The organism is Rhizobium sp. BK212 (genome assembly GCF_014197475.1).
In the GTDB taxonomy this organism is placed as follows: Bacteria; Pseudomonadota; Alphaproteobacteria; order Rhizobiales; family Rhizobiaceae; genus Rhizobium; species Rhizobium anhuiense.
Window position 1 is genome coordinate 707,581 of record NZ_JACIFS010000001.1, and the last position, 19,575, is coordinate 727,155.

Annotated in this window: 16 protein-coding genes; 6 read left to right on the forward strand and 10 right to left on the reverse strand. The window is 62.7% G+C overall.

Features of this window, described 5'->3' with window-relative positions; translation table 11 throughout:
* The 4 genes from FHT79_RS03410 to atzF are packed head-to-tail and all read left to right on the forward strand — an operon-like array spanning position 1 to position 6,829.
* Positions 1-822, forward strand: coding sequence for an urea amidolyase associated protein UAAP1 (locus FHT79_RS03410; protein ID WP_097594812.1), 822 nt, complete (start codon positions 1-3; stop codon positions 820-822).
* Between the two features lie 12 nt (positions 823-834).
* Positions 835-1,485, forward strand: coding sequence for an urea amidolyase associated protein UAAP2 (locus FHT79_RS03415; protein WP_063476078.1), 651 nt, complete (start codon positions 835-837; stop codon positions 1,483-1,485).
* Between the two features lie 3 nt (positions 1,486-1,488).
* Complete coding sequence (uca, locus tag FHT79_RS03420) at positions 1,489-5,028, forward strand: urea carboxylase (protein WP_097594813.1); 3,540 nt, start codon at positions 1,489-1,491, stop codon at positions 5,026-5,028.
* Between the two features lies 1 nt (position 5,029).
* Positions 5,030-6,829, forward strand: a complete 1,800-nt coding sequence (gene atzF, locus FHT79_RS03425; protein ID WP_097594814.1) for an allophanate hydrolase — start codon at positions 5,030-5,032, stop codon at positions 6,827-6,829.
* 97 nt (positions 6,830-6,926) lie between these two features.
* Here atzF and FHT79_RS03430 read toward each other — a convergent pair whose 3' ends face one another.
* The 4 genes from FHT79_RS03430 to FHT79_RS03445 all read right to left on the reverse strand — a co-directional run bounded on the left by FHT79_RS03430 (position 6,927) and on the right by FHT79_RS03445 (position 9,823).
* Positions 6,927-7,337: a VOC family protein gene (locus FHT79_RS03430; protein WP_047613059.1), complete on the reverse strand. Its 411-nt coding sequence runs from the start codon at positions 7,335-7,337 to the stop codon at positions 6,927-6,929.
* Between the two features lie 18 nt (positions 7,338-7,355).
* The gene (locus tag FHT79_RS03435; protein ID WP_047613058.1) at positions 7,356-8,453 is read right to left on the reverse strand and encodes a Gfo/Idh/MocA family oxidoreductase; all 1,098 of its coding nucleotides are present in this window, start codon (positions 8,451-8,453) and stop codon (positions 7,356-7,358) included.
* Between the two features lie 10 nt (positions 8,454-8,463).
* Positions 8,464-9,474, reverse strand: a complete 1,011-nt coding sequence (locus tag FHT79_RS03440; protein WP_097594815.1) for a Gfo/Idh/MocA family oxidoreductase — start codon at positions 9,472-9,474, stop codon at positions 8,464-8,466.
* 133 nt (positions 9,475-9,607) lie between these two features.
* Positions 9,608-9,823, reverse strand: coding sequence for a hypothetical protein (locus FHT79_RS03445; RefSeq protein WP_127430059.1), 216 nt, complete (start codon positions 9,821-9,823; stop codon positions 9,608-9,610).
* Between the two features lie 17 nt (positions 9,824-9,840).
* Between FHT79_RS03445 and FHT79_RS03450 the strand changes: the two genes are divergently transcribed.
* Complete coding sequence (locus FHT79_RS03450; RefSeq protein WP_097594816.1) at positions 9,841-11,001, forward strand: fumarylacetoacetate hydrolase family protein; 1,161 nt, start codon at positions 9,841-9,843, stop codon at positions 10,999-11,001.
* A 1-nt stretch (position 11,002) separates the two neighbouring features.
* Here the strand turns inward: FHT79_RS03450 and scpA are convergent, their stop codons facing one another.
* Positions 11,003-13,141, reverse strand: coding sequence for a methylmalonyl-CoA mutase (gene scpA / locus FHT79_RS03455; RefSeq protein ID WP_097594817.1), 2,139 nt, complete (start codon positions 13,139-13,141; stop codon positions 11,003-11,005).
* A 233-nt stretch (positions 13,142-13,374) separates the two neighbouring features.
* On the opposite strand from scpA, the gene FHT79_RS03460 reads away from it, so the two are divergent.
* A complete protein-coding gene (locus FHT79_RS03460) occupies positions 13,375-14,733 on the forward strand; it encodes an LLM class flavin-dependent oxidoreductase (protein WP_097594818.1) in 1,359 nt (452 codons plus the stop codon).
* On the opposite strand, the gene FHT79_RS03465 is transcribed toward FHT79_RS03460, so the two are convergent.
* The 5 genes from FHT79_RS03465 to FHT79_RS03485 form a co-directional block, all read right to left on the reverse strand.
* Complete coding sequence (locus tag FHT79_RS03465) at positions 14,734-15,387, reverse strand: methionine ABC transporter permease (protein WP_097594819.1); 654 nt, start codon at positions 15,385-15,387, stop codon at positions 14,734-14,736.
* Positions 15,368-16,453 carry a methionine ABC transporter ATP-binding protein gene (locus tag FHT79_RS03470; protein ID WP_097594820.1) on the reverse strand — a complete coding sequence of 362 codons (1,086 nt, stop codon included), beginning with the start codon at positions 16,451-16,453 and terminating at the stop codon, positions 15,368-15,370. Before FHT79_RS03470 ends, FHT79_RS03465 begins: the two co-directional genes overlap by 20 nt.
* A 90-nt stretch (positions 16,454-16,543) precedes the next feature.
* Positions 16,544-17,377 carry a MetQ/NlpA family lipoprotein gene (locus FHT79_RS03475; RefSeq protein WP_047613490.1) on the reverse strand — a complete coding sequence of 278 codons (834 nt, stop codon included), beginning with the start codon at positions 17,375-17,377 and terminating at the stop codon, positions 16,544-16,546.
* A gap of 243 nt (positions 17,378-17,620) precedes the next feature.
* Entirely contained in the window at positions 17,621-18,181 is a 561-nt protein-coding gene (gene msuE, locus FHT79_RS03480) for an FMN reductase (protein ID WP_047613488.1), read from the reverse strand.
* A 174-nt stretch (positions 18,182-18,355) separates the two neighbouring features.
* The gene (locus FHT79_RS03485; RefSeq protein ID WP_047614933.1) at positions 18,356-19,558 is read right to left on the reverse strand and encodes an MFS transporter; all 1,203 of its coding nucleotides are present in this window, start codon (positions 19,556-19,558) and stop codon (positions 18,356-18,358) included.
* Positions 19,559-19,575 lie beyond the last annotated feature (17 nt).

Sequence of the window (19,575 nt, forward strand, 5' to 3'; positions counted from 1 at the left end):
ATGATGCATGTCAGACGTTCGCCCGAAGAGATCGCCGCCAACCGGCAGCGTTACGAAGAACATCAGAAGAAGGGGCTGGAATTTGCGCCGAAGGCCCTGCCGGCGCCGAGCCCCCTGCCCGCCCCCGCAATCGATGCGGCTGCGATCATCCATCAGGAAACCATCCCCGGCGGCTGGTATTGGTCGACTGCGGTCAAGCGCGGCGAAGCGCTCCGCATCGACCAGGGCGAAGGCGGATCGACCGTGGCGCTGGTTGCCTGGAACGCCGCTGACACCAGCGAACGGCTCAATCTCGTCGATACGGTCAAGGTGCAGTGGACAACCGCCCTCGGCAAGGGCCGCGTCATCTTCTCGGATATGGGCCGAGTGATGTTTTCGCTGATCGAGGACAGTTCGGGCGCCCATGACTGCCTGATGGGCGGATCGACGGCAGCTTCGAATGCCACAAAATATCCTCACGTCAGGACCCGCAACACCCGCGACAATCTCGTGCTCGTCGCCGGCAAGCTTGGTCTTGCCAGGCGTGACATCCCGGGGATTCTCAATCTCTTTGCGCCTGTCCGCGTCGACGACGCCGGCGGCTTCCACTGGCGCGGCAAGCTCTCCAACAGCGGCGATTATGCCGAGCTGCGCGCCGAAATGGACATGATCGTCGGCTTCTCGAATTGCCCGCATCCGCTCGATCCCGACCCGGTCTACGCGCCGAAGCCGGTGATCGTCACGCGCTATCGCGCGCCTTCGCCCGCAGCCGACGATCTCTCGCGCACGGCGACCGCTGAAGCCCTTCGCGGCTTTGAGAACAATGCCGCGATGCTGGCCTGAGGGAGGATTGTAATGACCGATTTCATCAAGACTTCAGCTTCGCGCAGCCTCGAAAACGCCGTGCAGGATCATTTCATTCCGGCCGAGGCGCCATGGTCCGGTATCATCCGCAAGGGCCAGACCATCCGCATCGAGGACAGCTACGGCCAGCAGGCGATCGACACGCTGTTTTATCGCGCCGACGATTTTGCCGAGCGTTATTCCAACCAGGATACGATGCGGGCGCAGGGTGGCGCCTATATCGGCACCGGCACGAAGATCATCTCGAACGAAGGCAACGTCATGTTGGTCATGACCGCCGACAGCTGCGGCCGCCATGACACATCAGCCGGCGCCTGCTCCTGCGAGAGCAACACCGTGCGCTTCGGCCACGGCACGAAATACCTGCATGCCTGCCGCGACAATTTCGTGCTCGAGGTGACCAAACACGGCATGAGCAAGCGCGACATCGTGCCGAACATCAATTTCTTCATGAACGTACCGATCAAGCCGAATGGCGAGATGACCATCGTCGACGGCATCTCGGCACCGGGTGACTATGTTGAGCTGGTGGCGGAAATGGACGTGCTCTGCGTCATCTCCAATTGCCCGCAAATCAACAATCCCTGCAACGGCTTCGATCCGACGCCGATCCGGGTGCTGATCTGGGACGGCGAGGACTGACCGATGTTCACCAAGGTCCTTATCGCCAATCGCGGCGAAATCGCCGTTCGAGTCATTCGCACATTGAAGCAGATGGGCATCGCCTCGGTCGCCGTCTATTCCGATGCCGACCGGTTCTCAAAGCCGGCGCTGACCGCCGACGAGGCCGTCCGCCTCGGCCCGGCGCCTGCCGGGGAAAGCTATCTGAACGTCGATGCCGTCATCGCCGCCTGCAAGGCGACGGGCGCTGAGGCCGTGCATCCGGGCTATGGGTTCCTGTCGGAGAATATCGGCTTTGCCGAGAGGCTCGCCGCCGAAGGTATCGCCTTCATCGGCCCGCGGCCGGAGCATTTGTCGGCCTTCGGCCTGAAGCACACGGCGCGCGAATTGGCGAAAGCGAGCGGCGTGCCGCTGCTGCCCGGCACCGATCTCTTGCAGAGCGTCGAAGAGGCGCTTTCGTCTGCCGAGACCGTCGGTTATCCCGTCATGCTGAAAAGCACGGCGGGCGGCGGCGGTATCGGCATGCAGCTCTGCACCGATGCGGCCGGCCTCAAGGCCTCTTTCGAAAGCGTGCAGCGGACCGCGCGCGCCAGCTTCGGCGACGCGCGGGTCTATATCGAGCGTTTCGTTGCCGAAGCGCGCCATGTCGAGGTGCAGATTTTCGGCGACGGCAAGGGCGGAGTGATTGCGCTCGGCGAACGCGACTGCTCGCTGCAGCGGCGGAACCAGAAGGTCGTCGAGGAGACGCCTGCGCCTGGCCTTTCCGCGGAGACAAGGGCGCGACTGCACAAGGCGGCGGTCGACTTGGGACGCTCGGTGTCCTACGAATCGGCCGGCACTGTCGAATTCATCTACGATCCCCAGCGCGAGGAATTCTATTTCCTCGAGGTCAATACCCGCCTGCAGGTCGAGCATCCCGTCACCGAAGCCGTCTTCGGCATCGACCTCGTCGAATGGATGATCCGTCAGGCGGCGGGCGAGGATGTGCTCTCGGCTGCTCGGGCCCTGACGCCGAAGGGTGCGGCGATCGAGATGCGGATCTATGCGGAGATGCCGCATGCCGATTTCCGCCCGAGCGCCGGCCTGCTGACCGAAGTCGTTTTCCCCAACAATGCCCGCGTCGACGGTTGGATCGAGACGGGAACCGAGGTCACGCCCTTCTATGACCCGATGCTCGCCAAGCTGATCGTGGCGGCGGAAGACCGGCCGGCGGCGATCGCGAAGCTGAAGGCAGCCCTCGCCGAAACATCGATATCCGGCATCGAGACCAATCTCGCCTATCTCAGGGCGATCGCCGCTTCCGAACTGCTTGCCGGCGCCAAGGTGGCGACGACGGCGCTGCGCGACTTCGCTTTCGTTCCCGATGTCGTCGAGGTTCTCGCGCCCGGCGCGCAATCGAGCATTCAGGAACTGCCGGGCCGGCTCGGCCTCTGGCATGTCGGCGTGCCGCCGAGCGGACCGATGGACGAGCGCTCCTTCCGCCATGCCAACCGCCTCGTCGGCAATGCCGATGTGACGGCTTCGCTGGAGTTGACGGTGTCCGGCCCGACACTGCGGTTTTATGCCGACCAGACGATCGCCCTTGCCGGCGCGCGGATGCCAATGACATGCGACGGCGTAAAATTGCCACATGACGCCCCGGTGACAATCCGGGCGGGTGAGGTTCTGTCGATCGGCTCTATCGAAGGACCGGGACAACGCGCCTATCTCGCCGTCGCCGGTGGTTTTGCCGCTCCCGTTGTGCTCGGCTCCCGCGCGACCTTCGGCCTCGGCCAGTTCGGCGGCAACGCCACTGGTACGCTGAAGACAGGGCATGTGCTGCATTTTGCGCGCCAGGCACCGGTCGAACCGGTAAGCCCTGCGACGGAGCCCGCCGCCTTGACGCGCGAATGGGATGTCGGCGTCGTCTATGGCCCGCATGGTGCGCCCGATTTCTTCGAGAACAGCGATATCGAGACGCTGTTCTCGACGGCCTATGAAGTGCATTTCAACAGCGCCCGCACCGGTGTGCGCCTCATCGGCCCGGCCCCGCTTTGGGCGCGCCGTGATGGCGGCGAAGCGGGTCTGCATCCCTCCAACCTGCACGACAATGCCTATGCGATCGGGGCGATCGATTTCACCGGCGACATGCCGATCATTCTTGGCCCTGATGGTCCAAGCCTTGGCGGCTTCGTTTGCCCGGCGGTGATTGCCCGCGACGAGCAGTGGAAGATGGGCCAGTTCAAGCCCGGCGACCGTATCCGTTTTCATGCCGCAGCGCGGCCGGAAGATCCGATCGCCGGTCCAGCGGTGCGGCGGGTCGCGGAAGAGATGGGTTCGCCGATCGTCGGCGCCAGCGAGGATGGCCCGGTTTCGGTCGTCTATCGCCGTCAGGGCGACGACAATCTGCTCGTCGAATACGGGCCAATGACGCTCGATATCGCGCTGCGGCTGCGGGTGCACCTATTGATGCAGGCGGTCGTGGAGGCCCGCCTCCCCGGCGTCATCGACCTCACCCCCGGTATCCGGTCGCTGCAGATCCATTATGACGGCACGCAGTTGACGCGCCGGCGCCTGCTCGGGCTGCTCTCCGAGATCGAGGCGACGCTTCCGGCGGCCCAGGAGGTCACGGTGCCGAGCCGCATCGTGCATCTGCCGCTTTCCTGGAACGATCCGGATGCGAAGCTTGCCATGAGCAAATATCAGGAGCTCGTGCGCCCGAATGCGCCCTGGTGCCCCTCGAATATCGAGTTCATCCGCCGCATCAATGGCCTTGCCGATGAACAGGCCGTTCGCGATATCGTCTTTGATGCCAGCTACTTGGTGCTGGGTCTCGGCGACGTCTATCTCGGCGCGCCGGTTGCGACCCCGACGGATCCGCGCCACCGCCTCGTGACGACGAAATATAATCCCGCCCGCACCTGGACGCCGGAAAATTCCGTCGGCATCGGCGGCGCCTATATGTGCATCTACGGCATGGAAGGACCGGGCGGCTACCAGCTCTTTGGCCGCACCATCCAGGTCTGGAACACGTGGCGGGAGACACCGGCTTTTGCCAGGGGCAAACCTTGGTTGCTGAATTTCTTCGACCAGATCCGTTTCTTCCCCGTGAGCAATCAGGAGCTGACGGAGGCGCGCGCCGCCTTCCCGCATGGCGGTTATCCGATCCGGATCGAGGAGACGGAATTCTCCTATGCCGCCTATGAGAAGGAATTGCAGGCGAATGCGGCGTCGATCGGCCGCTTCAAGGCAACGCAGCAGGCCGCCTTCGAGGCCGAACGCCAGCGCTGGAAGGACGCCGGTCTCGACAGCTTCGTCACCGATGAAGGCACAGGCGAAAGCCCAGATGGGGATATTCCCGACGGCTGCTTCGGAGTTGCCAGCGCCGTGCCCGGCAATATCTGGAAATTGCTGGTCGAGCCGGGCGCCCCGGTTGCGGCCGGCGATACACTCGCCATCATCGAATCGATGAAAATGGAAATCAACGTCACCGCCCATGCGGCAGGCCGCGTCCGCGACCTGCGCGCCGGGCCGGGAAGAAACGTCAAAGCGGGCGATATCATCGTCGTTCTGGAGGAATGCTGACATGCTGCCGACCATTCTCGATCTCTCAAGCCTTCGCGCCGCCTATCAATCCGGCCTGACGCCGCTCGACGCCATCGAAGAGGTGATTGCGCGGCGTGCCGCCTCGAAAGATCCGGCAATCTTCATCACCCCGGTGCCCGACGAAGAGCTGCGCGCCGCCGCCAAAGCCTTGATGGCACGTGCGCCCGAGGCAAACAGCCTGCCGCTCTGGGGCGTGCCCTTCGCGGTGAAAGACAATATCGATGCCGCCGGCCTGCCGACGACTGCTGCCTGCCCGGCCTATGCGTATCGGCCGGAGGCGGACTCCACCGTCGTTGCACGGTTGAAGGCCGCCGGCGCGCTCGTCATCGGCAAGACCAATCTCGACCAGTTCGCGACCGGCCTCAACGGCACGCGCTCGCCCTATGGCGCGCCGCGTTCGGTCTTCGATGCGGCCTATATCTCAGGCGGTTCGAGTTCCGGATCGGCGGTCACCGTGGCCTCCGGCCTCGCGGCCTTTGCGCTCGGCACCGATACGGCCGGCTCCGGCCGTGTGCCGGCTGCCTTCAACAATCTGGTCGGCATCAAGCCGACCCCGGGTCTCTTGCCGAATACCGGCGCCATACCGGCCTGCAAGAGCGTCGACTGCATCACGATCTTTGCCGCGACCGTCGGCGACGGTGTTGCGATCCGCAAGGTCGCCGAAGGCTTCGATGCCGCCGATGCTTTTTCCCGCCACGCCAAGCCGGCGAACCTGCCGGTATCGGGGTTGCGCATCGGCGTCCTTGCTGGCGCCGAGCGGGAATTCTTCGGCGACAAGGAGGTGGAGGCGCTCTACGATCAGGCGATCGAGCGGGCCAGAGCGCTCGGCGCGACCATCGTGCCGTTCGATTACGCGCCGTTCCGCGAGGCGGCTGCCCTTCTCTATGACGGGCCGTGGGTCGCCGAACGCCTGGCGGCGGTCGAGGCCTTCCTCGCCACGAACGCGGCCGATTTCGATCCGACGGTGCGCGGGATTATCGAAGGCGCCAGAGGCAAGACCGCGGTCGAGGCCTTCAACGGCCGATACCGGCTGGAAGAATTGCGCCGCAAGACCGAAGCCGAATGGGAAAAGGCCGATGTGCTTCTGCTGCCGACCGCACCGACCACCTATACGGTTGCCGACATGCAGGCCAATCCCGTCGTGCTCAACGGCCGCCTCGGCCGCTATACCAATTTCGTCAACCTGCTCGATTGCGCTGCGATCGCCGTTCCGGCCGGTTTCGGAAAGGGTGGCCTGCCAGGTGGGGTGACGGTGATCGCCCCCGCCTTCACCGACGATGCGCTGGCGCCGCTTGCCGATGCGCTGCACCGTGCCGCAGGTTTCGGCATGGGCATCGACCGGCAGGCGGCGATCCCCGAAGCCAGTCGTGTTGCGCCTGGCGATGACGGTTTCATCGAAATCGCGGTCGTCGGGGCGCATCTGACCGGCATGCCGCTCAATCACGAACTGGCCGGCGGGCGTCTGGTCAAGACCTGCCGCACATCAGGCGATTATCGCCTCTTCGTTCTGCCCAACACCACGCCGCCGAAACCGGGGCTGCTGCGCGAACCCGGCCATAAGGGTCAGGGGCTGGAGGTCGAGGTCTGGGCACTGCCGGCCGATGCTTTCGGCAGGTTCGTACAGAAGATTCCGGCACCCCTCGGCATCGGCAAGCTGGTGCTCGAAGATGGCTCCAGCGTCTCCGGTTTCGTCTGCGAAGCGCATGCGGTGAAGGGTGCCGAGGAAATCACCGCGCTTGGCGGCTGGCGCAACTATATCCGCGCCAAATTGGCGAGCTGAGGGGAGCCTTTCATGGCGGCAAAGCTCATCCGGCGCCTGATCGATCTGCTGCGGGACGGTCTGGCCGCCCGCAGCGAAGCGATCGGCAGCACCTGCGTCAACCCTGGCGGCTCTGGGAGCGTTCGGCAAGCTCGACGATGATGCCGTCGGGGTCGCGAACGAAGGCGATCTTGTTCAGCATCTCGGAGTGGACGGCGAAGCGCGGCCGCTCCTTGATCTCGACGCCCGCCTGTTCAAGGCGGGCGAAGGTCTCCTCGACATTGTCGAAATGGAAGGTGAGGTGCCGGACGCCGGCCGTATCTTCAGGCACGTCGACCGCCCGCGAAGCGCCGCCGGGCGGCGCGAAGATCTCCAGCATGCCGCCGCCTGCATCGAGGAACGCCACCTGCATGCCATTCGCCATCGTCTTGCGCAGCACGAGGCTGAGGCCAAGCAGGCCGCAGTAAAAATCGATAGCGCGGTCCATATCGCCGACCGTCATGCCGACATGCTCGAAGGATTTCAGCATGAGAGAGCCCTTCCCGATTCAGACCGTAGCGGCGCTGCGCCACTCCCCCGCCGGAAGCCAGGAGCGATAGAGCGGATGATCGGCGGCGATCGGCATCGGCGTCGGCCGGCCGGTGCGCTGCGAGAAATAGGCGGCTGTCACCAGCTCCAGCGAATTGCGGGCATCCTGCAGCGTCACCGGCGGCTCCTTGTCCTCAACGATCGCCTTATGAAAGAGCTCGAACTGACGGGTGTAGCCATCTTCGCCTGGCACATAGCCAGCGAGCGCCGCGTCGATCCGCGCCTGATGCTCCTCCGTTCCGGCGACGAACGTCCACGGATCACGGCCCATCGTATAGGGTTCGATGATGCTTTCGGCGACGAGGTCGTTGAAGCAGAAGCGCAGCCGCGAGATCTCCTTGCGCGAACCCAGCGTCATCGACAGCGTCGCCAGCGAGCCGTTCTGCATCTTCACCGAAAGGGCTGCCGTGTCCTCGACCTCGATCGGATTGACCAGTGTCGCGCCATAGGAAAACACTTCGGCGCAAGGGCCATGGACATAATTCAGCATGTCATGCGCGTGGATGGCGTGACCAAGAAGACCGCCACCGAGTTCGCTTGCCCATTTGCCGCGCCATGGCACGGCATAATAATCCGGGCCGCGCCACCAATGGGTTTCGATCGTCGTCAGGAACGGTTTGCCGGCAAGACCGCGCTCGATCAGCAGCTTCAGCTTCTGCAGGCCGGAGCCGTAGCGGTACTGGAAGATCGGCATCAGCTTCCTGCCGGGGAAACGAGCAAGGATGCGGCCCATCTCGTCGACCTCGGCAATCGAGCCGAAGAGCGGCTTCTCGCAGATCACGTGCTTGCCGGATTCGATGCCCTTGCGGCAGAGTTCGAAATGCGAGCTCGGCGGCGTCGAAATGTCGATGATGTCGAGATCGTCACGGGCAAACAGCGAATCGGCATCCTGGGTGTATTCGGCTATGCCGTACTCCTCGCACAGCGCCCTGCCGCGCTCCTCGTCGAGCGAGCAGAGCACGGGAACCTCGAAAAGCTCCTTGTTCCAGCCGAAGCCGGCCAGATGCCGCGCAGCGATGCCTGCGCCGATGACACCGACGCGCAATTTCCTGGTCATGATATCCTCCTCAGCGAGCGCCGATGCGCGCGGCTTTCGTCTGGGCTTCGAGCGAAAGACGGCAGACTTCGAAAACGTGATCCTGCGTCATCGCCGTCTGCGTGCGGTTGCCGACGTCGGTGGTGAAAGCGTCGAAATAATCGAGCTTTTCGCCGCTGCAATCGATATGGGTCATTTCCTTGCCGTTGACCAGGAAGAGATGATCCTTGCCCGGCCGGCCGGCAATATCGATATATTTGCGCAGCTCGATATAGCCTTCAGTGCCGAGAATGGTCAGGCGCCCGTCACCCCAGGTCGGCAGCGCCTCCGGCGTGAACCAGTCGACGCGGACATAACCCGCCGCCTTGTCGGAACGCAGAAGCACCTCGCCGAAATCCTCGAAGGCCGGCTTGTCGGGCATGCCGAAATTGCCGATCGAGCTGGCGATGACCTCGCCCGTGGTCGAGCCTGTATAGAACAGGAACTGGTCGACCTGGTGTGACGCGATATCGACGATGATGCCGCCGAAGGCTTCCGGATCGAAGAACCAGTTCGGCCGCGTCGGCAGTTGCAGCCGGTGGGGACCGACACCGAGCGTCTGGATGACCTTGCCGATCGCACCGTCGGCGACGAGCTTGCCGGCCTTGACGGCGGAGCGCACGCAATGGCGCTCGGAAAAGCAGATCGAGAAGATCTTGCCGGTCTCGGCGACGGTGCGCTTGATGTCCTCAAGCTGGGCGAAGGTCGTCACACCAGGCTTGTCGGTCATCACGTCCTTGCCCGATCTCATCGCGCGGATGGCAAGCCCGGCACGATCGCGCGGGATCGCTGAAATGCAGATGACATCGATCGACGGATCGTCGAACAGCTTTTCCCGGTCGATCTGCGGCGCATCGGGATAGGTCTTCTCGAAGGCCTCGCGCAATGCCGGCACCGAAGTCTGCGGGCAATAGCCGACGAACTCGCCGCCAGAGGCAAGCAATCCCTTCACATGATCGAACGTATGCCCATGGTCGATTCCGACGACGGCAAATCTCAACATCGCTGTAATATCCTCCCGGGATTCTCTGAGCGCCGGCTGACGCCAGCAGCCTCCATGTCGGGCAAAACAGATAACGAAAGCCGGCTCCTGTCAAGGCGAGATGAGGGGAAAAATCGCCGCACCATGTATTTAACTATTTGAAATAAAAGATGTATTTTGTATCTAAATAGTTATTTTGCGGGCTTTTGCGATTGGATTTACGGGAAAGACCACCGCTTGAGCCGATCGGGCAAAAGTCTTTTTCCCCAGTGCATCTTGCCCCGCCTTCATGAATGTGATCGATTTCGGCGGTCGCCGGGTCGGAGGGCGGCAACACCCCGCAATTCTCAAAAGAGCGCTTCTCGCTCACCTTGACGGAAGATCACCATGTCTCAAGCTCTTCTCGATGTCGCCGCTTCGGATGGTCTTTTCGTCGGCCGCGTCTGGAATCCCGACGTTGCCGGACCGAGCATTGTGACATCACGCGAGGGCGTGCTGGTCGACATCACCTCGCGCGAGGCGCCGACACTGAGCGCTCTCTTCGAGCGGCAGGACGCCGCCGGCTTCGTCCGCGCCGCAAGTGGCAAGGCGGTCGGTTCAGTGGAGCAGATCGTCGCCAACAGCACCGGCAAGCCGGACGAAGCGCGTCCCTATCTCCTGGCGCCCGTCGACCTGCAGGCCGTCAAGGCCTGCGGCGTCACCTTCGCCCAGTCGATGATCGAGCGCGTCATCGAGGAGAAGGCTGCCGGCAATCCGGAACGTGCCGCCGCCATCCGCGAACGTGTCAGCACGCTGATCGGCGGCAGCCTCACCAATCTGAAGGCGGGTTCGCCGGAGGCTGCCAAGGTCAAGCAGGCGCTGATCGACGAGGGCATGTGGTCGCAATATCTCGAAGTCGGCATCGGGCCGGATGCCGAAGTCTTCACCAAGGCCCCGGTGCTTTCCTCGGTCGGCTGGGGTGCGGATGTCGGCCTGCATCCGATCTCGACCTGGAACAATCCGGAGCCGGAAATCGTGCTCGCGGTCAATAGCCGCGGCGAAATCAAGGGCGCGACGCTCGGCAACGACGTCAATCTGCGCGACGTCGAGGGCCGCTCGGCACTGTTGCTCGGTAAAGCCAAGGACAACAATGCCTCCTGCTCGATCGGTCCTTTCATCCGCCTGTTCGATGCCGGCTACAGCCTGGATGATGTTCGCAAGGCCGAACTCGATCTGAAGGTCACCGGCCGGGACGGCTTCGTGCTGCGCGGCAAGAGTTCGATGTCGCAGATCAGCCGCGATCCGACCGATCTCGTTAAACAGACGGTCGGCGCGCATCACCAATATCCTGACGGCTTCATGCTTTTCCTCGGCACGCTGTTTGCGCCGACGCAGGATCGCGACGCGCCGAAGCAGGGCTTCACCCACAAGATCGGCGATGTCGTCGAGATTTCCTCGGCAGGGCTCGGCGCGCTTGTCAACACCGTTCGGCTCTCCACCGAATGCCCGCCCTGGACCTTCGGCATTTCGGCGCTGATGAGTAACCTCGCAAAGCGTGGATTGCTGTAAGCTACTGGTTTCGCCGCTTGCCCTCTAACAGGTCGAGAACGGAGTTTGCCGCCTCGAGAACGTTCGTGCCGGGCCCGAACACGGCTGCAACGCCGTGTTCGTGCAGGAAGTCATAGTCCTGCCGCGGGATGACACCGCCGCAGACGACGATGATATCGCCACCGCCCTTTTCCCTCAGCCTGTCGATCAGCTGCGGCAGCAGGGTCCTGTGGCCGGCCGCCAATGACGAGACGCCGACGACATTGACCTTTTCGCTGAGTGCGACGCCGGCGGCTTCGTCAGGGGTCTGGAACAGGGGACCGGCGAGCACATCGAAGCCGATGTCGCCGAAGGCCGAGGCGATCACCTTGGCGCCCCGATCGTGCCCGTCCTGGCCGAGCTTGGCGACCATGATTTTCGGCCGGCGGCCCATCGCTTCCGTCACCTCAGTCATGCGGGTCCGCAAGACGGCGAGTTCCGGTTCGTCGCTATAGGCCTCGCCGTAGACGCCTTTGATGACATTAGGGATCGCGGCATGATCGCCGAAGGCATCGCGCATCGCGTCCGATATCTCGCCGACCGTGGCACGAGCCCGGGCCGCCTCGATGGCGGCTTCCAGCAGGTTGCCCTTGCCGGTCCGGGCGATCTCCGCCAGGGCGGCCAGCGTCTCGCGCACGGCCCCGCCATCGCGGCGCCGTTTGGTTTCCTCGATCCGTTTGATCTGCGCGATCCGCACCGCACTGTTGTCGATCTCCAGAATGTCGATCGGCTGTTCGTTGTCGAGCCTGTAGCGGTTGACGCCGACGATGACCTCTTCGCCCTTGTCGACGGCCGCCTGGCGGCGCGCGGCCGCTTCCTCGATCAGCCGTTTCGGCAGGCCGTCATTGACGGCCTTGGTCATGCCGCCGAGCGCCTCCACCTCCTCGATCAGCGCCCAGGCCTTGTCGGCAAGCTCCTTCGTCAGGCTTTCGACGTAATAGGAGCCGGCGAGCGGATCGACCACCTTGGTGACGCCGGTCTCATGCTGGAGGATGAGCTGCGTGTTGCGGGCGATGCGGGCGGAAAATTCCGTCGGCAGCGCGATCGCCTCGTCGAAGGAATTGGTGTGCAGCGACTGCGTGCCGCCAAGCACGGCCGACATCGCCTCGAAGGCGGTGCGAATGATGTTGTTATAGGGGTCCTGTTCCTGCAGCGAGACGCCCGACGTCTGGCAATGGGTGCGCAGCATCAGCGAGGAAGTCTTCTTCGGCTGGAACTCTTCCATGATGCGGGTCCAGAGCAGCCGGGCGGCGCGAAGTTTGGCCGCCTCCATGAAGAAATTCATGCCGATCGCAAAGAAGAAGGAGAGCCTTCCGGCGAAATCGTCGACATTGAGACCCTTGGCGATCGCCGCCCTGACATATTCGCGGCCATCGGCAAGCGTGAAGGCGAGTTCCTGCACCAGCGTCGCGCCGGCCTCCTGCATGTGATAGCCGGAGATCGAGATCGAATTGAACTTCGGCATCTCCCTTGCGGTATATTCGATGATGTCGGCAACGATCCGCATGGAGGGTTCTGGCGGATAGATATAGGTGTTGCGGACCATGAACTCCTTGAGGATGTCGTTCTGAATGGTGCCGGAGAGCTCGGCCCGCGGCACCCCCTGCTCTTCGCCGGCCACGATGAAGGAGGCGAGGATCGGAATGACGGCGCCGTTCATGGTCATCGACACCGACATTTCTCCGAGCGGAATGCCGTCGAACAGGATTTTCATGTCCTCGACGCTGTCGATTGCCACACCTGCCTTGCCGACATCGCCTTCGACGCGGGGATGGTCGCTGTCGTAACCGCGATGGGTGGCAAGATCGAAGGCGACCGACAGGCCCTTCTGGCCGGCTGTCAGATTGCGGCGATAGAAGGCGTTCGATTCTTCTGCCGTCGAGAAGCCGGCATATTGGCGGATCGTCCAGGGCCGGCCGGCATACATCGTCGCGCGTGGGCCGCGGGTGAAAGGCGAAAAACCGGGAAGCGAGCCGAGATGCTCGGCACCGTCCAGATCCTCGGACGTATAGAGCGGCTTGACGGCGATGCCTTCCGGCGTCTGCCAGGTCAGCGTTTCAGGTGAAGCGCGCAGATCCTTTTGCGCAAGCTCCGCCCAATCCGACAGCGTCTTCTTCGTCATGCGTTTCCTCCGGCTTTTTTCATCCCAACCCTACCATTTCACAGGCTCTTCGTGCGATAGAGCCCGAACAGGATGATTTTGGGCCGAGCCGGCCTAAAATCTGAATCCTGTTCTACATTATATAGTTAGAGCATGATGTCGTGCGAAAACCGCACGCACTTTTCGGCATCATGCTCTAGGATAATTAATGCGGCAAATCCTTGATTTCTATTGCCGGTTTTGGGACCCGCCTCATGAAGACCATGCAGATCTATGCCTTTGACATGAACTGCGTCGGGCATATCAACCACGGCCTGTGGACGCATCCGCGCGACGGCTCAGCGCATTATACCGATCTCGACTATTGGACGGAGTTTGCCAAGACCGCCGAACGCGGCAAGCTGGACGGCATCTTCCTTGCCGATATTGTCGGCGTCTATGACATCTTCAGAGGAAGCCCGGCGCCGGTGATCACGACGGCGGCGCAGATCCCGGTCAATGATCCGCTCATTCCGATTTCGGCGATGGCCTATGTCACCAAACATCTGGGTTTTGGCGTCACCGTCAACACCACCTATGAGCCACCCTTCCTGCTGGCGCGGCGCATGTCGACGCTCGATCATCTGACCAAGGGACGGATCGGCTGGAACATCGTCACCGGTTATCTCGATAGTGCTGCCCGCAGCATGGGTTTCGACAGGCTGCCGGAACATGACGCGCGTTACGACGCAGCCGAGGAATATCTCGAGATCGTTTACAAGCTCTGGGAAGGCAGCTGGGATGACGATGCGGTGCTGCGCGACAAGGTGGGCGGCATCTATGCCGATCCCTCCAAAGTGCGCACTGTCCGTCATGACGGTCAATATTACCGGATGGAGGGCATCCATCTCTCCGAACCTTCTCCACAGCGCACGCCCCTGCTCTTCCAGGCCGGCGCCTCCGCACGCGGCCAGGACTTTGCCGCCCGGCACGCCGAATGCGTCTTCCTCGCCGGCTCAAACCCCAGGGCGATGCGGCCGACGGTGGATGCGCTGCGGGCGAAGGCCGAGGAATTCGGCCGCGGCGCCGACGCACTGAAGATCCTGAGCCTGATCACTGTTGTCGTCGGGCGGACGGAGAAGGAAGCACGGGACAGGCTGGAGGAGTATCGCCGCCATGCGAGCGTCGAGGCCTCGCTTGCGCATTACTCCGCCTCCGTAGGCATCGATTTTTCGAAATATGGGCTCGATGACGTCATCGATCAAAGCTCGACGAACGCCAATCAGTCGGCGCTTGCGGCCATCACGAAACAGGCGGCGAAGCCGGTGACGCTGCGCGACATCATCGACCAGATGATACTCGGCAGCCGGATGAAGCCGGTGGTGGGTTCGCCCGAGCAAATCGCCGATCATCTCGAGGCATGGATCGAGGAGGGCGGCATAGACGGCTTCAATCTGGCGCGGACCGTGGCGCCGGAAAGCCTGCGCGATTTCGTCGACCTGGTGGTGCCGGTGCTGCAGGAGCGCGGTCTCTTCAAGGCGGACTACGTGGAAGGACCTTTGCGGCAGAAGCTTTTCGGCGGCGGGGACGGCAGGTTGCCCGCCGCGCATCCCGCAGCCCAGTTCCGGCACTGACTATCGATGGTCCAGCTTGGCGACCAGCCGGTCGCCAAGCCACTGAATGCCGCAGACGAGGACGATGAGGACGGCCACCACCGCGATCATCACATTGGTTTCGAAGCGCTGATAGCCATAGCGGATGGCGAGATCGCCGAGACCGCCGGCGCCGATCGCGCCCGCCATCGCCGAGGCGCCGATCAGCGTCACCAGCGTGACGGTGAAGCCGGCGACGATGCCCGGCAAAGCTTCGGGCACCAGCACCTCACGGATGATCGTCCAGCGATTGCCGCCCATGGCGCGGACGGCATCGATCAGCCCGCGGTCGACCTCGCGCAACGACACTTCGGCGATGCGAGCGTAATAGGGCGTTGCGGCGATGGCGAGCGGCACGATGGCCGCCCAGGTGCCGAGCGCCGTGCCGACGATCAGCCGCGTCAGCGGGATCAGCGCCACCAGCAGGATGATGAAGGGCACCGAGCGGAAGCCGTTGATGATCCCACCGAGCACGCGATTGATCCACAGATTTTCGGCGATGCCGCCGCGCGCCGTCGCCACCAGGGCAAGGCCGAGCGGCAGGCCGGCGACGAGCGAGATCATTCCCGAGGCGACGGTCATCAGGACCGTCTCCCAAAGGGAGCGAAGAAGCAGTTCAAGCATGATCGGTGTCATAACCAAGCACCTCCACCCGGGCGGACCGGGCCGTCAGGAATTGTTCGACCTTTCCGGCAAGCGCGGGGTCGCGCATGGGAACGGCGATGAAGAACCGCGCCACCGGCTGGTTCTGGATGTGGTCGATGCCACCATGGACGAGGCGGAAGGAATGCGGCAGCGCCGCCGAGAGTTCGGCAAACAGCGCGCCCTGCGCCTGCGGCCCGGCGAGATCAACGCTGAGGATCGCCTCGCTCCCCGTCGTTGCCGACAGCCGACCGGCGATGTGATCCGGAAGCTGCGGGCGGATACCGCCGAGCAGGCTCCCGGTGATGTCAGCCTGCGGATTGGCGAAGACCGACCAGACCTGCCCTTCCTCCACGATCCGCCCGGCGTCGATGACTGCGACGCGATCGGCAATGCCGCGCACCACTTCCATCTCATGCGTGATCAGCAGAATGGTCAGCCCGAGCTTACGGTTGATATCCCTCAACAGCGCCAGGATCGACCGGGTCGTTTCCGGATCGAGTGCCGACGTCGCCTCGTCGGACAAAAGCAGTGCCGGGCGGGCCGCAAGCGCCCGAGCGATGCCGACGCGTTGTTTCTGCCCGCCGGAGAGCGATGAGGGATAGGCTTTCGCCTTGTCGGCAAGCCCGACCAGATCGAGCAGCTCATGCGCCCGTTTCAAGCGCTCGTTCTTTGCAACACCCTCGATCTTCAGCGGCAGCGCGACATTTTCCTCGACGGTCTTGGCGGAAAGCAGGTTGAAATGCTGGAAGATCATGCCGATGCGGCGGCGCAGCGGCTGCAGTTCCTGTTCTGAAAGTCCGGTGATTTCTCGGCCTTCGATGAGAATCTCGCCGCTATCGGCGCGCTCCAGGCCGTTGAGGCAACGGATCAGCGTCGATTTGCCGGCGCCGCTGCGGCCGATGATGCCGAGGATCTCACCTCTCTTCACCGTCAGCGAAATACCGTCGAGTGCTGCCGTGGTTCCGAACCGCCGCTTCACATTGGCAAGCCTCACCACGTCTTCGGCCGCCGCTTGCGGCTGTGTCTCGATCGCCGTGGTAGAAACAAAGGAATTCATGTGCTTTTCCTTACAAACACTGAAGGCGGCCCGGGCAAGGAACGCCTGGACCGCCTCTCGGCAGGGCTTAACCCCCCGCCCCGCTTCGGATCAATAGGCGCTGAGACCCGTTCCCTTGTAAACCTTGTCGAACTCGGCCTTGACGGTCTCGTTCTGATAGGAAGAGACAAGCGTCTTGACCCACTCGGCATCCTTATTGTCGGCCTTGACGGCAATGAAGTTGCGATATGGATTGTCGGCAATCGGCTCCTGCGCAATGCGCTCGGCCGGCGAAAGGCCGCTCTTCAGCGCCCAGTCGGTATTGACGACACCGGCATCCAGATCGTCGATCGAGCGGCCGACGATACCCGCGTCGAGTTCCTTGATTTCGATCTTCTTCGGATTGTCGGTGACGTCGGCGACAGTTGCGAGAATGCCGGTGCCGTCCTTCAGCTTGATCAGGCCTTCGTTCTGGAGAACGCGCAAAGCGCGGCCTTCGTTGGAGGGATCGTTCGGCACGCCGATGACGGCACCTTCCGGGATCTCGGCGACGGACTTGTACTTCTTGGTGTAGAGGCCGATCGGCCAGACGCCGGTATAACCGACGCGAGCGATGTGGTAGCCGTGCTGCTTGATCTGGTTGTCGAGATAGGGCTGGTGCTGGAAGGCGTTGGCGTCGATTTCGCCGCGCTCCAGTGCTTCATTCGGCTGCGTATAATCGTTGAAGGTGATCGTCTCGATCTTCAGGCCTTTCTTGGCCGCCTCGCTGGTGACGACGCGCCAGACGTCTTCATCCTCGCCGGCCATGATGCCGACCTTGATCGACTTGTCCTCGGCAAAGGAAGGAGCTGGTGCTGCAAAGGTGAAGAGCGCGGCAGCGGAAACGGCGACAAGAGCCGCCCGGCGCGAAAGGTGGAAGTCGTGAAGATTTTTATTCTTGGTCATTTTATATCCCGTCTGACTGAGTGAGGCCATGCGCCCCGACCAGGCCGATCATGGCAAATGCGCGCATCGGTAGCGAAGCACGATTGTCCGATGTGGAGGAAAGGTCGGAAAAACTCTTGCCCTGCCATTGGTATCGGCAGGATAAATTTCCATCAAATTTGTGGATTATGACGACGTGAGAAGGGTGGTCCAAAAACGAAAACGGCGCCTCCGCGGCGCCGTTTCAAGCCTATCCCTAACTCTTCATTCGGCGGCGATAAGCGCCTGATTCCGGCTGGGAAAGAAGGCCGAGAGCTCACCGATAACCTCCCCGATCCGCTTGGAAAGCGGTTCGGATGAGACACGGTAATCGGTGAAGTCACGGTCGGACGCGTAAACGGCGGTCGGCAGCGTGTGAGACATGAAGAAACCGAAGAGCGGACGGAGCTGGTGCTCGACCATCAGCGCATGCCGGTCGCCGCCGCCGGTCGCAGTGATGATGATCGGCTTGGCGCGCAGCTCATGCGGGTCGATCAGGTCGATCAGATGCTTGAAGAGGCCGGGATAGCTGCCCTTGTACGTTGGCGCTCCGATGACCAGCACGTCGGCATTGACGATGTCGTCTATGACCTCCTTGGCACGGCTGTCGAGATCGTCACGCCGCAGCGCCTGGCCAAGTGAGGGGCCGACATCGGTCAGGTCGTAGATGGTGTTGTCGAAGCCGTATTTCTCGCCGGCGAGGCCGGCAACGTTTTCGACGAGCGCGAAGGTCTTCGAGGGGCGGTTGAAGCTACCCGCAAGGCCGACCAGTTTGTGAGCAGACATGCCATTTCCTTCCAATATCGTGCCGAAACCGATGTCATTCTCCAACGAATATTATCTATAAAAATAGTGGATTAAAGGAATGGTGATCCCTCTTCCCCATATGAGGAGAAAAATACGTTCGTGCCTGTCGCGATAGCGACGTGTGAACCGCATGATGCGTCGAGCCGGAATACTCTAGGCCGATTTCTGCTTGGGTATGCGCGGAAGGAAGACCGTCAGGAGACCGAGCAGCGGCAGGTAGGAGCAGATCCGGTAGACGAAATCGATGCCGTGGGTATCGGCGAAATCGCCGAGCAGCGCAGCACCAAGCCCCCCCGCCCCGAAGGCGAAGCCGAAGAAGACGCCGGCAATCAGCCCGACGCGCCCGGGCACCAGTTCCTGCGCGAAGACGACGATCGCCGAGAAGGCCGAAGCGAAGATCAGGCCGATGACGATGCTGAGCACGCCCGTCCAGAGGAGATTCGCATAAGGAAGCAGGAGCGCGAAGGGAATGACGCCCAGGATCGAGAACCAGATGACGAACCGCGCACCGAAGCGATCGCCGATCGGCCCACCGAGGAATGTGCCGACGGCGACCGAGCCGAGGAACAGGAAGAGCATCAGCTGTGCCTGCTGCACGCTGAGCTCGAACTTGTCGATGACATAGAAGGTAAAGTAGCTCGACACGCTCGCCATGTAGACATTCTTCGTCGCCGTCAGCAGCACGAGGATCAGCAGCGCCCAGACGACCCTGTTCTGCGGCAGCGGCAGGGCCCGGCTCACCGCCGGTTTGCTGGCATTCTGACGTCGGTGGCTCATGTACCAGGTGCCCACCCAGCTCAGCACGACCATGCCGACCATGGCGATGGCGGCAAACCAGGAGACGCTGTGTTGCCCGAGCGGCAGCACGATGAAGGCGGCGAGCAGTGGACCGATCGCCTGGCCGGCATTGCCGCCGACCTGGAAGAAGGACTGCGCGAAACCGTGGCGACCGCCGGAGGCCAGACGGGCGACGCGCGAGGATTCCGGATGGAAGACGGCTGAGCCAAACCCGATCAGGCTTGCGGCAACCAGCAGCAGCGCGAAACTGCCGGCGTTGCCGAGCAGGATGAGGCCGCAGAAGGTGCTCGCCATGCCGACCGGCAGCGAATAGGGCATCGGCCAGCGGTCGGTGACAATGCCGACCAGCGGCTGCAACAGCGAAGCGGTGACCTGGAACGTCATGGTGAGGAGGCCGATCTGCACAAAATCGAGATCGTAATTCGCCTTGAACAGCGGATAGAGCGAGGCGAGCAGCGATTGCATGATGTCGTTCAGCATGTGGCAGAAGCTGACCGCCATGAGGATAGACATCGTTGTTTTTTCGAAACGGGGCGCGCCTTCGGCAACCGTTGCCATCAATATTCCTCCTGCAC

Coding starts and splice junctions, on each gene's coding strand:
- FHT79_RS03410 (WP_097594812.1), top strand. CDS start 1: ATGATGCATGTCAGACGTTCGCCCGAAGAGATCGCCGCCAACCGGCAG.
- FHT79_RS03415 (WP_063476078.1), top strand. CDS start 835: ATGACCGATTTCATCAAGACTTCAGCTTCGCGCAGCCTCGAAAACGCC.
- uca (WP_097594813.1), top strand. CDS start 1,489: ATGTTCACCAAGGTCCTTATCGCCAATCGCGGCGAAATCGCCGTTCGA.
- atzF (WP_097594814.1), top strand. CDS start 5,030: ATGCTGCCGACCATTCTCGATCTCTCAAGCCTTCGCGCCGCCTATCAA.
- FHT79_RS03430 (WP_047613059.1), bottom strand. CDS start 7,337: ATGCTGAAATCCTTCGAGCATGTCGGCATGACGGTCGGCGATATGGAC.
- FHT79_RS03435 (WP_047613058.1), bottom strand. CDS start 8,453: ATGACCAGGAAATTGCGCGTCGGTGTCATCGGCGCAGGCATCGCTGCG.
- FHT79_RS03440 (WP_097594815.1), bottom strand. CDS start 9,474: ATGTTGAGATTTGCCGTCGTCGGAATCGACCATGGGCATACGTTCGAT.
- FHT79_RS03450 (WP_097594816.1), top strand. CDS start 9,841: ATGTCTCAAGCTCTTCTCGATGTCGCCGCTTCGGATGGTCTTTTCGTC.
- scpA (WP_097594817.1), bottom strand. CDS start 13,141: ATGACGAAGAAGACGCTGTCGGATTGGGCGGAGCTTGCGCAAAAGGAT.
- FHT79_RS03460 (WP_097594818.1), top strand. CDS start 13,375: ATGAAGACCATGCAGATCTATGCCTTTGACATGAACTGCGTCGGGCAT.
- FHT79_RS03465 (WP_097594819.1), bottom strand. CDS start 15,387: ATGACACCGATCATGCTTGAACTGCTTCTTCGCTCCCTTTGGGAGACG.
- FHT79_RS03470 (WP_097594820.1), bottom strand. CDS start 16,453: ATGAATTCCTTTGTTTCTACCACGGCGATCGAGACACAGCCGCAAGCG.
- FHT79_RS03475 (WP_047613490.1), bottom strand. CDS start 17,377: ATGACCAAGAATAAAAATCTTCACGACTTCCACCTTTCGCGCCGGGCG.
- msuE (WP_047613488.1), bottom strand. CDS start 18,181: ATGTCTGCTCACAAACTGGTCGGCCTTGCGGGTAGCTTCAACCGCCCC.
- FHT79_RS03485 (WP_047614933.1), bottom strand. CDS start 19,558: ATGGCAACGGTTGCCGAAGGCGCGCCCCGTTTCGAAAAAACAACGATG.